15 protein-coding genes are annotated in these 14,686 nt (G+C 66.7%); 8 read left to right on the forward strand and 7 right to left on the reverse strand.

Annotated features, from left to right (window positions below; translation table 11 throughout):
* Nucleotides 1–428: 428 nt before the first annotated feature.
* From rplI to rpsF, 4 genes are all read right to left on the reverse strand, one after another.
* Nucleotides 429–887: a 50S ribosomal protein L9 gene (gene rplI / locus AU198_RS03460; RefSeq protein WP_064346100.1), complete on the reverse strand. Its 459-nt coding sequence runs from the start codon at nucleotides 885–887 to the stop codon at nucleotides 429–431.
* Nucleotides 888–900: 13 nt separating this feature from the next.
* A complete protein-coding gene (gene rpsR, locus AU198_RS03465; protein WP_064346101.1) occupies nucleotides 901–1,155 on the reverse strand; it encodes a 30S ribosomal protein S18 in 255 nt (84 codons plus the stop codon).
* Between the two features lie 40 nt (nucleotides 1,156–1,195).
* Nucleotides 1,196–1,699, reverse strand: a complete 504-nt coding sequence (locus AU198_RS03470) for a single-stranded DNA-binding protein (RefSeq protein WP_064346102.1) — start codon at nucleotides 1,697–1,699, stop codon at nucleotides 1,196–1,198.
* Between the two features lie 91 nt (nucleotides 1,700–1,790).
* Complete coding sequence (gene rpsF, locus AU198_RS03475; RefSeq protein WP_014818429.1) at nucleotides 1,791–2,081, reverse strand: 30S ribosomal protein S6; 291 nt, start codon at nucleotides 2,079–2,081, stop codon at nucleotides 1,791–1,793.
* Nucleotides 2,082–2,222: 141 nt separating this feature from the next.
* On the opposite strand from rpsF, the gene AU198_RS03480 reads away from it, so the two are divergent.
* On the forward strand, nucleotides 2,223–3,539 hold the full coding sequence (locus AU198_RS03480) for an adenylate/guanylate cyclase domain-containing protein (protein WP_064346103.1): 1,317 nt from the start codon (nucleotides 2,223–2,225) through the stop codon (nucleotides 3,537–3,539).
* Between the two features lie 93 nt (nucleotides 3,540–3,632).
* Here AU198_RS03480 and AU198_RS03485 read toward each other — a convergent pair whose 3' ends face one another.
* From AU198_RS03485 to AU198_RS03495, 3 genes are all read right to left on the reverse strand, one after another.
* Complete coding sequence (locus AU198_RS03485) at nucleotides 3,633–5,252, reverse strand: glycosyltransferase family 87 protein (protein ID WP_064346164.1); 1,620 nt, start codon at nucleotides 5,250–5,252, stop codon at nucleotides 3,633–3,635.
* Between the two features lie 77 nt (nucleotides 5,253–5,329).
* Nucleotides 5,330–7,747, reverse strand: a complete 2,418-nt coding sequence (locus tag AU198_RS03490; protein ID WP_064346104.1) for a transglycosylase domain-containing protein — start codon at nucleotides 7,745–7,747, stop codon at nucleotides 5,330–5,332.
* Nucleotides 7,748–7,958: 211 nt separating this feature from the next.
* On the reverse strand, nucleotides 7,959–8,384 hold the full coding sequence (locus tag AU198_RS03495) for a DUF5318 domain-containing protein (protein WP_064346105.1): 426 nt from the start codon (nucleotides 8,382–8,384) through the stop codon (nucleotides 7,959–7,961).
* Nucleotides 8,385–8,512: 128 nt separating this feature from the next.
* On the opposite strand from AU198_RS03495, the gene AU198_RS03500 reads away from it, so the two are divergent.
* From AU198_RS03500 to AU198_RS03530, 7 genes are all read left to right on the forward strand, one after another.
* The gene (locus AU198_RS03500; protein WP_064346106.1) at nucleotides 8,513–9,346 is read left to right on the forward strand and encodes a thioesterase family protein; all 834 of its coding nucleotides are present in this window, start codon (nucleotides 8,513–8,515) and stop codon (nucleotides 9,344–9,346) included.
* 20 nt (nucleotides 9,347–9,366) lie between these two features.
* Nucleotides 9,367–10,221 carry a DUF1707 SHOCT-like domain-containing protein gene (locus tag AU198_RS03505; RefSeq protein ID WP_082690847.1) on the forward strand — a complete coding sequence of 285 codons (855 nt, stop codon included), beginning with the start codon at nucleotides 9,367–9,369 and terminating at the stop codon, nucleotides 10,219–10,221.
* A gap of 123 nt (nucleotides 10,222–10,344) precedes the next feature.
* Entirely contained in the window at nucleotides 10,345–10,899 is a 555-nt protein-coding gene (locus AU198_RS03510; RefSeq protein WP_064346166.1) for a PadR family transcriptional regulator, read from the forward strand.
* A 47-nt stretch (nucleotides 10,900–10,946) separates the two neighbouring features.
* Entirely contained in the window at nucleotides 10,947–12,023 is a 1,077-nt protein-coding gene (locus AU198_RS03515) for an inositol-3-phosphate synthase (protein WP_064346107.1), read from the forward strand.
* Nucleotides 12,024–12,115: 92 nt separating this feature from the next.
* Complete coding sequence (locus AU198_RS03520) at nucleotides 12,116–13,015, forward strand: Rv0045c family esterase (protein WP_064346108.1); 900 nt, start codon at nucleotides 12,116–12,118, stop codon at nucleotides 13,013–13,015.
* A 122-nt stretch (nucleotides 13,016–13,137) separates the two neighbouring features.
* Complete coding sequence (locus AU198_RS03525) at nucleotides 13,138–13,938, forward strand: LLM class F420-dependent oxidoreductase (protein WP_064346109.1); 801 nt, start codon at nucleotides 13,138–13,140, stop codon at nucleotides 13,936–13,938.
* Nucleotides 13,939–13,990: 52 nt separating this feature from the next.
* Complete coding sequence (locus AU198_RS03530; RefSeq protein ID WP_064346110.1) at nucleotides 13,991–14,668, forward strand: GntR family transcriptional regulator; 678 nt, start codon at nucleotides 13,991–13,993, stop codon at nucleotides 14,666–14,668.
* Nucleotides 14,669–14,686 lie beyond the last annotated feature (18 nt).

Genomic DNA, 14,686 nt, shown 5'->3' on the forward strand with positions numbered 1-14,686 from the left:
TCGCGACTGTAAGCCAGACATCCGACAAACCGCTTTCGCGGCTCTGGATCCGCCCCGCCGACGGCTTACGCTAGACGTTGCTGGCGGGGGCGCAACCCGGCCCTGTTCATAGACCTGTGGATGGGGTGTGGATAGGTCTGGACAGCCATGTTGAGTCGTTGGGGAGAACCTGTTAATCAACCACTTCGCTCACTGCATCTGCGCTGATAGCCGCACCATAAACCGTCGGCGATCTTGTGGATGACAAATGCTTCGGCGTGTCGTGTCAGGTTGCCAACTCGGGCGTGTTGTATTGCCGCCTGGGACCGTCCAGGTTAACGGCGGGTTATCTTCGCTACCACTATCCGCCGCGCGAAGTTCGCTCGCGCACACAGCAACGGCCGGGTGAAGATCGATCACGTCTTCACCCGGCCGTACTGACGCTGTGGTTACTGCCCGGCTACAACTTCCAGCGAAACCGTCGCGGCGATCTCCGGATGGAGCCGAACCGCGACCGGATGCGTGCCGGTCGACTTGATGTGTGCCTTGGGCAGCTGGACGGTGCGCTTGTCCAGATTCGGGCCGCCGGCGCTCTTGATCGCCGCGACCACGTCGGCCGTAGTCACCGAGCCGAACAGCTTGCCGCTGTCGGATGCGGCCTTCACCGACAGCTGCACCGGACCGAGGTTCTCGATCGCGGCCTTCAGCTCGACGGCGTGCTCGCGGCCCTGGATGGCCTTCTGCTCGCGGGCCCGACGGATCTCTTCGGCCTGGCGCTCCGCGCCGCGCGATGCCACGACCGCCAGCCGGCGGGGCACCAGGTAGTTACGCGCGTAGCCGTCCTTGACCTCGACGATGTCGCCTTGGACGCCGAGATGTTCGACGTCGGCGGTAAGAATCAGTTTCATCTTTCCGTCCTGCCTATCGCGTCGACGAGGTGAACGGCAGCAACGCAACCTCGCGCGCGTTCTTCACCGCGATCGCGATGTCACGTTGATGCTGAACGCAGTTGCCGGTGACGCGGCGGGCACGGATCTTGCCGCGCTCGCTGATATACGTGCGCAGCAGCGCCGTGTCCTTGTAATCGATGGCCTGCCCCTTCTTGGAGCAGAACACGCACTTGCGGGTCTTGACCGGCTTCTCGGGAGCCGGCCGACGCTTGGTGGCCTTGGCCATGTGTCTTTCTCTCTCTTACTTCTTGTTGATCAGTTGTGGATCAGAAGGGTGGCTCGTCGTCGGCTCCGGAGAACGAGCCCGACGCCGGGGCGCTGCCCCACGGGTCGTCCTTCGGCTGCTCGGCGGGGCGCGAACCTCCGCCGCCGCCACCACCGAAACCGCCGCCACCGCCGCCACTGCGGCTGGCTTTGTTCACCTTGGCGGTCGCGTACCGCAGCGACGGGCCGATCTCATCGACCTCGAGCTCGACCACGGTGCGCTTCTCACCCTCGCGGGTTTCGAACGAACGCTGCTTGAGCCTGCCTTGCACGATCACCCGCGAACCGCGAGTGAGGCTTTCGGCCACGTTCTCGGCGGCCTCCCGCCAGATGTTGCAGCGCAGGAACAGTGCCTCGCCGTCCTTCCACTCCCCGCTCTGGCGGTCGTAGATGCGCGGTGTCGACGCCACGGTGAAGTTGGCGACAGCAGCACCCGACGGCGTGAAGCGCAGTTCGGGATCGGCGGTCAGGTTTCCGACGACGGTGATGATGGTGTCACCAGCCACGATGTCCTCCTGGGATTGGCGGTGTAAGTCTGGGAGCGGTCGCAGGCGAGCCTACGGAAGCACTCCGACGCTTACAGCCCGTTCTTCGGGACTAGTGCTTGTCCGTCCGCATGACCTTGGTCCGCAGCACGGACTCGTTCAGGTTGAGCTGACGGTCCAGCTCGGTCACGGTGGCGGGCTCTGCCTTCACATCGACGACGGCATAGATGCCCTCGGCGTGCTTGGCGATCTCGTATGCCAACCGGCGCCGGCCCCAGATGTCGACCTTGTCGACACTGCCGCCGTCCTTGCGGATGACGTTGAGGAACGTTTCCAGCGACGGAGCTACGGTGCGCTCGTCAAGGGTGGGGTCGAGGATGACCATGATTTCGTATGGACGCATGAAGACCTCATCACCTCCTACGGTCTGATCGGCCACGGACTGTCCGTGACAGGAGGGTCGCCTGCGTCGGCAACCGGCCCAGGCTACAGGAAACCGCGCTGATCTGCGAAATCGTCCTGTTCGCGGCTCTACACTTCGGCCATGTTCTCCGAGACGCGTTACGCGTTGAACGGGGACCTGCGCGTCGCCTACCGGGCGTCGGCGCCCGGCGAGCGCGACATCGTCTTCGTGCCCAACTGGTTCACCTGCTGTGAATTGGCGCCCGAGCTGCCCTCGCTTCAAGGGTGGGTTGCGGCTGTCACGTCACTCGGACGGCTCATCTTCTTCGATCAGCCGGGTGCGGGAGCGTCAGACCCCATCACCCCGGAGGCGCTTCCGACATTGGAGCAGTGGTCCGACAGCATCACCGCCGTCCTCGACGACCTCGGAAGCGAGGAGGCGGTCCTGCTGGCCGCCGACGGCGCATTCGCGTCCGCCGCTCTCTTCGCCGCAACGCATCCGTCCCGGACAGCCGCGCTGGTGGTGCTTCAGGGTTATGCCGATCCACCTGTGGAACGCGCGGAGGGGCCAGACCTCGAGCAAGTCAAAGCGGCCTGGGTCGCGATGTGGGGAACCGGAGAGTTCCAGCACATCATCAATCCGGACATGCCATGGAACGAGGAGATCCGCGCGTCGTGGGCACGGCACGAACGGCTGGCGGCCAGCCCGGCGACGGTGTCGTTGCTCTTGCCGCTCGTGACCGAATTGAATGTGCGAGCGATCCTTTCGAGCATCCGCACTCCCACGCTGGTCGTCCAACATGTCGGCGACCAATTCAATTTGCCTCAGTGGGGGAAGGCCGTCGCGGACCATGTACCCGAAGCGAAATACGTTGAGCTGCCGGGCCGCAACATGTACCAGTTCGTCGAGCCCTGGCGTGAGTCCTTCCAGGCGATCTGCGAGTTCCTCACCGGACACCAACCCGACGTGGCCGACGACCGCGTGCTGGCCACCGTGCTCTTCACCGACATCGTCGGCTCCACCCGTCGCGCCGCCGAGATCGGCGACCGCGACTGGCACGCGTTGCTCGACGCTCACGACGCCGTCGTCCGCGCACAGTTGGCCCGCTTCCGCGGCCGCGAGGTGAACACCTCCGGAGACGGCTTCCTCGCCATGTTCGACGGCCCGCAACGAGCGATCCGCTGCGCCATGGCCATTCGCGACTCCGTCCAGGCGCTCGGCATCGAGGTACGCGCCGGACTGCACACCGGCGAATGCGAGATCCGCGGCGACGACATCGGCGGCATCGCCGTGCACATCGGTGCTCGGGTCAGCGCCCTCGCCGGTGCCAACGAGGTACTCGTGTCGAGCACGCTGCGCGACTTGGTCATCGGCTCCGGCCTGACGTTCGACGACCGCGGCACCCACCAACTCAAAGGCGTGCCCGGCGAATGGCGCCTGTTCGCCGTCGCCTCCTAGCCACCGAATGTGAATCTGGCTGCGCTTTCAGGCGGCAGTTTCGCGCAGGTGGATTCACAATTGAGGCGGGGCGGGTATTGAGCGGCGGGCCGCCTACCCCGACACTGCGGTCAGATCGCGGTCTTTCGTAGCTTCGCGATCTGTGCGCAGTCTCGATCCGTCGGGTCGCAGCCAGTCCGGCAACCACCGCGGCGGCGCGTCTGGTGCACGGTCGAACACCCCACCCGCCGGGTCGTCGACCACTCCGCGAGCCCGGACCAGGTCGAGTTCAGGCCGATAGATTTGACGAACCACCAACGCGCACAACGCAACTACCGCGATATCGCGCAGCAGCACGGTGATGGTGAACGGCTGTTCCGGCAATCCCATGTTCGCCTCACCGTAGAGGTACAACATCCGCGGCACCCACACCAGCGCGTCGATCGTCATCCACGCCAACAGGATGCGACGGTGCGGCAGGGCCAGCACCGCCAGCGGCACCAGCCACAGCGAGAACTGCGGGCTCCACACCTTGTTGGTCAACAGGAACGCCGCGACGACCAGGAACGCCAACTGTGCCACGCGCGGCCGGCGCTTCGCGGTCAGCGCGATGTAACCGATTGCGATGCAACAGGACACGAACAGGATCGCCGAGACCGTGTTCGTCACCGTCGGTGGCTGCCAGAAGCCCAGATCCGGATCGAACCCGCGCCACCCTGTGAACGACTTGATTACGTTGTAGATCGAGTCCATGTCGTCGCCGCGGCGGGTGTTGAGCCGGAAGAACTCCGACCACCCCCGCGGGAACAGCACCATGATCGGCAGGTTCACCAGCCACGCCACCACCGCCGCCGCGGCCGTCTTGCCGACCTCCCGCAGCCTGCCGGTGCGCACCGCCAGCACCGCCAGCGGCGCCAACAACAGCAGCGGATACAGCTTGGCCGCCACACCCAGACCGATCAGCGCGCCGGCCAGCATCGGCTTTCGTCGCGCCCACGCGAGCAGCGCGCCCGTCGCGAAAGCCGTTGCCAGCGCATCGAAATTCGTGAAGATCTGGAAGATCACCAGCGGCGAGGCCGCCACCAACGCGGCATCCCATACCCGTCGCGGCCCGGCCAATCGCGACGTCGCCCACACCGTGACCAGCCACGCCAACGCCAGCCCCAACGCGGCGATGTTGAAGAACATCACCACCTCGGCGATCACCGGCACCGACACCAGTTTCGTCAGCGCGGTATAGGTCTTGGCCAACGACATCGCCACGTACTGGTAGATGCCGGTCAACACCGGATACTCCATGTAGCGCACCGCGACGTTGCCGTCGTACTGAATGTGCGGCTGGCCGGTGGCGTCCTTCTCGATCCAGCTCGACTTGTACGGGAACTTGCCGAGGTTGAGCAGTTCGGCGGTGTAGAGCGGGACCGTGTCGGAGTAGCACAGTTGGAAGTACGCCCGCTGGTTGCTCCAATCGGCCACCCGCTGATCGGCGGTGCCCGTGCCCGTGGTCTGAAGGCACGCGGCCTTCGTCGAATAACCGAGCGCCAAGAACACCAACGCGATGATCAGCATGACGCGTAGCGGGGTCAGGAACCGCTGCCTGCCGATCAGCGCGTGCCTTCCGACGGGTCCGCCGATGACATCGGAGAGCGCGGCTCCGATGACGTCGGTGCGGCTGGGGAGATCACGCTCGTCGAAGCTTCTGGTGTCAGCCGCCGGCGAAGCGGGCGATACCACCTCTGCGGGCCGCGCAGGCGATACGCTCTGCGGCGAGCTTGTCGACGGCTCCCCGGTTTCCTCGCCCCCCACCTCGGTCACGGAGGCGGTAGCGGCGCACCGGGCGCCGGAGGTGCTCCAACGGGTGCTGGTGGTGGCGCTCCGACGGGTGCCGGTGCGGGCGCCGGCCCAGGCACGGGACCACCCGGCACGGGACCGCCGGGGACGGTGCCACCGGGCGGCGGGGCGACCGGGACCGTCGTCGGCGGACCCCACGGAATCGTGATGCCCGGCGCCACTTCGATCGTCGGCTGGATGACGGACTGCGACGGCGGTGTGACCTCCGTCGGGGGAGCCGTCGTCGACGGTGGCGGCGGCGCCTGCGGCACACCGGCGTAGCCGCCTATCTCCTCTGGCTTGGGGAACGATTCGTTGTCGGTGTCCTCGAGTGCGCCGTCCATCGTCGCCTTCCAGATGTCCGACGGCAGACCCGACCCGTAGATCGGTGAACCCCACTGGTTCTCGAGCGGCTTGGTGCCCTCGGTGGTGCCGACCCACACCGCGGTGGACAGCGACGGCGTGTAGCCGACCATCCAGGCGTCGCGGTTGCTGTCGGTGTCGCCGAGCTGGTTGGTGCCCGTCTTGGCCGCCGACGGCCGACCACCGGCCAGCGCATGACCGTTGGAGTAGGCCGCGATCGGCTGCATCGCCGAGGTCACGTTGTCGGCGACCTTCTTCTCGATCCGCTGCTCACCCGAGTTGTCCTGCTGCGACGCGTCGAACAGCACCTCACCCTCGGAGTTGACGACCTTCTGCACGAAGTGCGGTTTGTGGTACACCCCCGATGCCGCCAGCGTGGCGTACGCCGACGCCATGTCGATCACCCGGGACTGGTACTGGCCCAACACGATCCCGTTGTTCGGCGGACCGCCCTGCCCGTCCTCGGACAACGTGTGCTCGACGCCGGGGAAGCTTTCGGCGATACCGGCCTGATGCGCGGCTTCGGCGACGTCCTGGGGGCCGTTCTTCAGCTTGAGCATCAGCCGGTAGTAGCTGGTGTTCAGCGAACGCTTCAGCGCCTCGGCGATGTTGCACGTGCCGCAGCCGCCACCCTCGACATTGGTGATCTTGATGCCGTTGACTTCCAGCGGCGAACTGTCGACCTGGGTGCCCAGGCCCATGCCTTGCTGCAGCGCCGCGACCAACGCGAACACCTTGAACGACGACCCCGTCGGCAGGCCCGCCTGCGCGAAGTCAAAACCGTTGGCGTCGGTGCCGCCGTAGTAGGCCTTCACCCCGCCGGTACGCGGGTCGATCGACACGATCGCGGTGCGCATGTCCGGGTCCTGGCCCTCGAGGTACTCCGAGGCGGCCTCCTCCGCGGCCTGCTGCGCCTTCGGGTCGATCGTGGTGGTGATCTGCAGACCTTCGGTGTTCAGCGTCTGCTCGTTGATGTCGAACAGCTCGAGCAGTTCCTGTTGCACCTGCCGTTCGATCAGGCCGTTCGGACCCGTGGTCTGGTTCTGCGAGCGCGCCAGATCGGGCGGCACCGTCGCCGGGAACTCCTGCGCGGCCCGCTCCTCGGGGGTCAGCGCGCCGATCTCGACCATCCCGTCGAGCACCCAGTTCCAGCGCGCCGTGGCGCCCTCGAGGTTGACCGCGGGGTCAAGCGCCGACGGTCGCTGGATCAGCGCGGCCAGCAGCGCGCCCTCTGCGACGTTGAGTTGTTCGACCGGCTTGTTGAAGTACGCCTTCGAGGCCGCGGCGATGCCGTAGGACCCTCGACCGAAGTAGATGATGTTCAGATACGACTGCATCACTTGGTCTTTGGACCATTCGCCGGACATCTTCGTCGAGATGACCAGCTCCTTGGCTTTTCGGATCAGGCCCCCGACGCCGGAGCGCTCGGAACCGACCAGCGCGTTCTTGACGTACTGCTGAGTGATGGTCGAGCCGCCCTGCAGGTCGCCGCCGAACAGGTTGTTCTTGATGGCCCGCGCGAATCCGGTGAACGAGAAGCCCGGATTCGAGTAGAAGTCTCGGTCCTCGGCGGCCATCACCGCGTTGCGCGCCTGCACCGGGATCTGGTCGATGTTGACGTCGACGCGGTTGCCTTCGGGGGGAACGATTTTCGCGAGCTCACTGCCGTCGCTGGCCAGAATCGTGGACACCTGGTTGGTGCGGATGTCCCCGGGTTTGGGGACGTCGACGATCATGTAGGCCATTCCGAACGTGATGAGCGGCAACACAATGAACACCGCCGCCGCGATGAGCCCACCGCGACGCACCCAAGTCCAGTTGATCTGGCTGGGCAGACCTCGCCGCGGACCCGACGGGCCGCTAGGAGGACCACCCCCGCGCGGCGGCCGGGGGGGCGGCGGCGGTGGCGTCGGCGGTTTGCGTGTCGGAGTGCCGTCGAGCGCCGCCTTGACGACGTCAACAGGGTCGCGCAGATGGGGCGGTCGAGCCTCGCGCACCGGCGGCAACACCGAGGTGTGCCGGTCGTCGGGCGGCATCGGCCGGGTGCGGGAATCCGCCGACGGGCGGTGTTGGGATTGGCCGGCAGGCGGGCGCTGTTGCGGCGCGTCGGGTGCCGATCGGTGTTGCGGTGCCTCGGGAGCCGGGCGGTGGCGGCTGGCGTCGCCGGCGTTGGATTTTGGCGCGCTCACGCCATCAGCCCCGTGTCCTGAACGGACTTCGTTGACTGACCGGTCGTGGCGCCCTTCGCTATTCACTGGCCGTGCGCGCCCGTGAGCGCGCGGTTCGAGTGCCGGGTTTTCCCTTCGGTGGCGGGACCGCGCCGAGCACGTACGACTTGACCAGGTGATTCCAGCTGCAGGTGCGGCATACCTCCACCACGTGTACGGAGAATTCGTCGTATCGGGACGCCAGCAAGACCAACTCCTCGGCCGTTCGTGCGGAACCCGATACCGGGCCAAGATGGTCACCGAATACCCACGACACGAGCGTGAGCTGTTCTTTCCGACAAATCGGACACGTCACCGAACTGGGCTTGCCGTGGAATTTGGCGGCGCGCAGCAGATAGGGATTGGCGTCGCAGACCTCGGAGACGCCGGTGCGTCCCGAATAGACCTCGGCCAGCAGGGACCGTCGCCGAAGTGCGTAGTCCACCACCTGTCGCTGCAATCGCACGAGGACCAGAGTACGTCGGCGATGGACCTACCGGAGCGTGACGGCACGGTCACGCCCCTCTCTAAGGTGTTTGATCTGGACCGACGGCATCAGCAATCGGCCGTGTGCGGCGACCTTGAGGAGTCTCGATGTTGGACGGGCGCGACTTCGCCCTCGACGGCGGGCCCGCGGGTGAAGGCTCGAGCCGATTCACCCGCGACCTTCCCGAACAGTGGTGCTTCGACGGTCGTGCCTTCGGCGGCTACACCTCCGCACTGGCGTTGGCCGCGATGTTCGCGCACAGCGGTCGGCCGGCGGCGGCGTCGCTGTCGGTGACCTTCGTCGAGGCCGGGGCGCCCGGACCGCTGCAGATCGACGTTCGCAGCATCCGGGGCGGACGCACCGCCGCGGCCGTCGAGGCCACCATCCGCCAGCGGGAACGCACCATCCTCATCGCGAACAGCTGGTTCGCCGACGGTTGGCTCGGCCCGCCGTCGGTCGACGCACCCGTCCCCTTCGAGCGCTACGCCGTCCCGCTGCCGGCACCGGAGTCGGCACCCGCGCTGGACTGGATCGGCCAGGAGTATCGGTCGCTGCGGTTCGCCCATCGCCGCGGCCTGGACTACCCGCCGAGCCTCACCCGCTTCGCGGACCGTCGCCCGGAGGTGGCGCTGTGGGTGAGCGCCGACAGCGATTCCCCTGCTGACCCGCTCACCCATCCGCAGATCGGCGACGTCCTGCACGCCGACGCCCACCTCTTCGATGCGCCGGGCAAGGTCAGCGGATTCGTCGACGCATGGCTGCTGAGCCTGGACCTCAGCCTGGTGTGGCAGCCCGGGTCACACCTGGTCCCGTCCACGGCGTGGCGGCTGCTCGAGGCGCGGGGCTCGGTCGCCAGCGGCGGCGTCTCGGCCTACGGCTCGCTGCGCGGTGCGGACGGATCGCTGCTGGCCGTGATGACTTCCCAGGGCCTCATCCGCTGAGTACTTCTACGATCATCGGCGTGGCAACCCGGCAGACATCGGCAACGCGGGCCAAAGACAGCGACCGCAACGACACGTGCCAGATCCTCGACAGCGCCTTGGCCGAGGGCCAGCTGTCGATGACCGAGCACGGCGAGCGGGTCAAGGCGGCGACGACCGCGACCACGCTCGGCGAGTTGCAGGCGCTGGTGTCCGATCTGCAGACCAACAACGCCCCCGTGCAGCTGCCGACGTTGCGCAAGCCGCGAACGCTGCCGATGGCGGGGAACGGCTGGGGTCTGCGTCTCGCGGTGGCCGGCGTGCTGGTGGTGCTCGGCATCGCGATCGGCTGGGGGTTGTACGGCAACACCCCGTCGCCGCTGAATTTCACGTCGGATCCCGGGGCGAAGTCCGACGGCATCACCCCGGTGGTGCTGACCCCGCCCAAGCAGCTGCACTCGCTCGGCGGGCTGACGGGACTGCTGGAACAGATGAAGCAGCGGTTCGGCGACACCAACGGATACCGCCTGGTCGTGTATCCGGACTACGCGTCGCTGACCCGGCCGGACCCCGCCGAGGAGCGCCGCGAGCTGAACTACACCTACCGCGGCGGCTGGGACGATCCCTCGTCGACCTCGAAGAGCAGCAGTGCCGTCGAGGTCGACCTGAGCAAGTTCGACGCCAAGGCGGTCGTCGGCGTCCTGCGCGGCGCCCCGGAGACGCTCGGCATGAAACCCGAGGACGTCACCAGCACCTATCTGTCCATCGACCCGGCCACCGATCCGACCACCCCCGGCGCGCTGTCGGTCGACGTCTACGTGTCCAGCGACTACGGCAGCGGGTACATCGAGCTGGCCGGTGACGGCACGGTCAAGCAGATCAACTACCCCGGCTGAGGCCCGGTCGTTCGCGTGACGGTAACCCAACATTCGCGCCGAATATATCGGCGCGATACTATGGTGCGAGGTGTCGAAACGCCGTAACGGACGAGCTGCGATTTTCTGGAGGGGGTGTCCTCGGTGCTGGAATTGGCCATCCTGGGACTCCTGCTGGAATCGCCGATGCACGGTTACGAACTTCGCAAGAGATTGACGGGCTTGCTCGGCGCCTTCCGCGCATTTTCGTACGGATCGTTGTATCCGGCCTTGCGGCGCATGCAGAACGACGGGCTGATCGTCGAGGACGCTGCGCCGGACGGCACCCCGAAGATGCGCCGGGCGCGACGCGTCTACCAGCTCACCGAGAAGGGCAAGCAGCGCTTCTCCGAACTGGTGGCCGACACGGGCCCACAGAACTTCTCCGACGACGGATTCGGTGTCCATCTCGCCTTCTTCAACCGCACCCCGGCCGAGGCCCGGATGCGGATCCTGGAGGGGCGTCGTCGTCAGGTGGAGGAACGCCGCGAGGGTCTGCGTGAAGCCGTTGCGCGGGCCAGCAGCTCGATCGACAGGTACACCCGCCAGCTTCATCAGCTGGGGTTGGAGTCGAGCGAGCGCGAGGTGAAGTGGCTCAACGAGTTGATTGCGGCGGAACGTCTGAGCCAGGGGCGCTCAGACAACACAGTGCAGCCCTAGGCAGAACCGAACCAGCTACGACCGGGATTACGAAGGGAAGAGTCGTCATGTCATCCAACGGAGAGGTGCGGGTCGCGATTGTCGGCGTGGGCAACTGCGCGTCGTCGCTCGTACAGGGCGTGCAGTACTACCACGATGCCGACGAGACGGCCACCGTGCCCGGCCTGATGCATGTGCGCCTCGGCCCCTACCACGTGCGCGACGTCAAGTTCGTCGCCGCCTTCGACGTCGACGCCAAGAAGGTCGGCTTCGACCTGTCCGAGGCGATCTTCGCGTCGGAGAACAACACCATCAAGATCGCCGACGTGCCGCCGCTCAACGTCACCGTGCAGCGCGGCCCGACCCTCGACGGCATCGGCAAGTACTACGCCGACACCATCGAGGTGTCCGACTCCGACCCGGTCGACGTCGTCAAGGCGCTCAAGGACGCCGAGGTCGACGTCCTGGTGTCCTACCTTCCGGTGGGTTCGGACGAGGCCGACAAGTTCTACGCCCAGTGCGCGATCGACGCCGGTGTGGCGTTCGTCAACGCGCTTCCGGTGTTCATCGCGTCGGACCCGGAGTGGGCGAAGAAGTTCACCGACGCCGGTGTCCCGATCGTCGGCGACGACATCAAGAGCCAAATCGGCGCGACGATCACCCACCGCGTGATGGCCAAGCTGTTCGAGGACCGCGGCGTGCAACTCGACCGCACCATGCAGCTCAACGTCGGCGGCAACATGGACTTCCTCAACATGCTCGAGCGTGAGCGGTTGGAGTCGAAGAAGATCTCCAAGACCCAGGCCGTGACCTCCAACCTGCAGCGCGAGTTCAAGACCAAAGACGTGCACATCGGCCCGTCCGACCACGTCGGCTGGCTCGACGACCGCAAGTGGGCCTACGTCCGGCTCGAGGGCCGCGCGTTCGGTGACGTGCCGCTGAACCTGGAGTACAAGCTCGAGGTGTGGGATTCGCCGAACTCGGCGGGTGTCATCATCGACGCGGTGCGGGCGGCCAAGATCGCGCTCGATCGCGGCATCGGCGGCCCCGTCGAGGCGGCCTCGGCCTACCTCATGAAGAGCCCGCCCAAGCAGCTGCCCGACGATGTGGCCCGGGCGCAGCTCGAAACCTTCATCGAGGGCTGACTCTCACTGCTCGCCGAAACCGACGTTTTGGTCGATTCGTCGCAGTACGGACCGCCATTACGTCGGTCCCGGCGACACGGTTAGATGACTTCGTGACCGATATCTCTGCTGACGACGAACTGGCCACGCTCGACGAGTTCATCTTCCTCACGGAGAACGCGCGGCAGGCCGGTGTCGACGTGGTGCCCCACGCCGAGCGCATCGATTCCGGACCCATCAGCGCGCTGAAATTCGGCGAGGGGTCGCCGCGGGTGGTGTTCCTTCACGGCGGCGGACAGAACGCCCACACCTGGGACACCGTGATCGTCGGGCTCGGCGTGCCGGCGCTCGCCATCGACCTGCCCGGGCACGGCCGTTCGGCGTGGCGCGAGGACGGCGACTACGGGCCGAAGAGCAATGCGGTCGCGGTCGAACCTGTGATCCGCTCACTGGCTTCGGAGGCCTCGCTGGTGGTGGGCATGTCGCTGGGCGGCCTGACGTCGTTGCGCCTGGCCGTCGAGGCCCCGGATCTCGTGCGCAGGCTGGTGCTCGTCGACGTGACGCCCTCGGCGCCCGAGCGGCACACCCAGATGACCGAGGCGCAGAAGGGCACCGTCGCTCTGGTGCAGGGTGACCGCATCTTCCCCTCGTTCGAGGCGATGCTGGAGAAGACGGTCGCCGCGGCGCCACACCGTGATCGGGAGTCGTTGCGTCGCGGCGTGTTTCACAATGCCAAGCGGCTCGACGACGGCACCTGGACCTGGCGCTACGACGAGATGCGCAAGGGTGAGGGCTTCGAGGGGCTGTGGGACGACGTTCCGCGGCTGCAGGTGACGACGACGTTGGTGCGCGGCGCCAACTCGTTCTTCGTCAACGACGACGACGCCGCCGAGTTCGCCCGTCGCGCACCGGGATTCAAAGACGTCCACATCGTCGAGGATTCCGGGCACTCGGTGCAGAGCGATCAGCCGCGCAAGTTGATCGACATCCTGCGGGCGGTGCTCGCCGAGTAGCTCGGTTTCGCCGCGGCCGCGAGCGACCGCATTTGTCCGCGGTTTCGCGGTGTGTCGGCGGGCAGACACGGTCGCTCGCGGGGGTTGGTGGTCGGGAGACTGACGCTGCGTACGGTTGAAGTGTGAGCTATCCGATTCGTGTCGGCCTGCAATTGCAGCCGCAGCACTCCCCGAAGTACAGCCATATCCGCGATGCCGTCCGCCGGTGCGAGGACATCGGCGTCGACATCGCCTTCAACTGGGACCACTTCTTCCCGCTCTACGGCGATCCCGACGGGGCCCACTACGAATGCTGGACGATGCTGGGCGCCTGGGCCGAGCAAACGTCGCGCATCGAGATCGGCGCGCTGGTGACCTGCAACTCGTACCGCAATCCCGAGCTGCTGGCAGACATGGCGCGCACCGTCGACCACATCAGCGACGGGCGCCTGATCCTGGGCATCGGTTCGGGTTGGAAGCAGAAGGATTACGACGAGTACGGCTACGAGTTCGGCACCGCGGGCAGCCGGCTCGACGACCTCGCCGCGGCGATGCCGCGCATCACGTCGCGCCTGTCCAAGCTCAACCCACAGCCCACCCGCGACATCCCCGTCCTCATCGGCGGCGGTGGCGAGAAGAAGACGCTGCGACTGGTCGCCGAGTACGGCGACATCTGGCACAGCTTCTCCGACAGCGCCGAATACCCGCGCAAGGCCGAGGTTTTGGCGCGACACTGCGCCGATGTGGGTCGTGACCCCCAGGCCATCGAGCGGTCGGCAGGCGTGTCGGGAAAAACCGTGGAGGCTTTGATCGGGGAGGCCGATGCGCTCGCCGACCTCGGCGTCACGATGCTGACCGTCGGGGTGAACGGACCCGACTACGACCTGTCCGAAGCCGAAGCGTTGGTCCGCTGGCGCGACCGTCGTCAAAACGCGGGCGGCTGAACCGGCGTAACCGCTCCCGGCGAGGCGTGGTGCGTGAGAGACTGTCGCCGCCATGCCCAAGAAGTATGGGGTCAAGGAAAAAGACCTTGTGGTCGCGCACGTCGTGAACCTCGTCCTGACCGGCAAGCTCCGGTCCGGTGATCGGATCGACCGCAACGAGATCGCACAGGACCTCGGATTGTCGCGCGTGCCGATTCAAGAGGCCGTCGTGCAGATGGAACACGACGGCATCTTGTCCACCCGGTATCACCGCGGGGCGTTCGTCGAACGTTTCGACGAGGCGTTCGTTCGTGAGCACCATGAGCTGCACGGGTTTTTGACCGGCATGGCTTCCGCGCGCGCCGCCGCCGACCCCGATCCCCGCGTCGTCGAACGGTTGGGCGCGCTGACCGACACGCTGCGCGGCACCCGCGACTCGCGCGCCTTCTACGACGCCGCGTGGCAGTACCGCACCGTGATCACCGACGCCTACGCCGGCCCGCGACTGACGGCGCTGATCCGCTCCGTCCAGGCCTTCACACCTCGAGCGTTCTGGGTGGCATACCTGAGCGACCACGACGAGATGCTGCCGTTCTACGAGGACGAGACCGCCGCGATCCGCGGCGGCGACGAGGAGGCCGCACGCGCCGCCTGTATCGCCCGCAGCGAGGCGATGGGCCACACCATGGTCACCGAACTGGTTCGACGAGGCGTGCTGCGCGGGGCGGGCGCCTCGTCGGTGACGTTCTGATCGAGCCCAACCCGGCGA

The sequence above is a fragment of the Mycobacterium sp. GA-1199 genome, assembly GCF_001500045.1.
In the GTDB taxonomy this organism is placed as follows: Bacteria; Actinomycetota; Actinomycetes; order Mycobacteriales; family Mycobacteriaceae; genus Mycobacterium.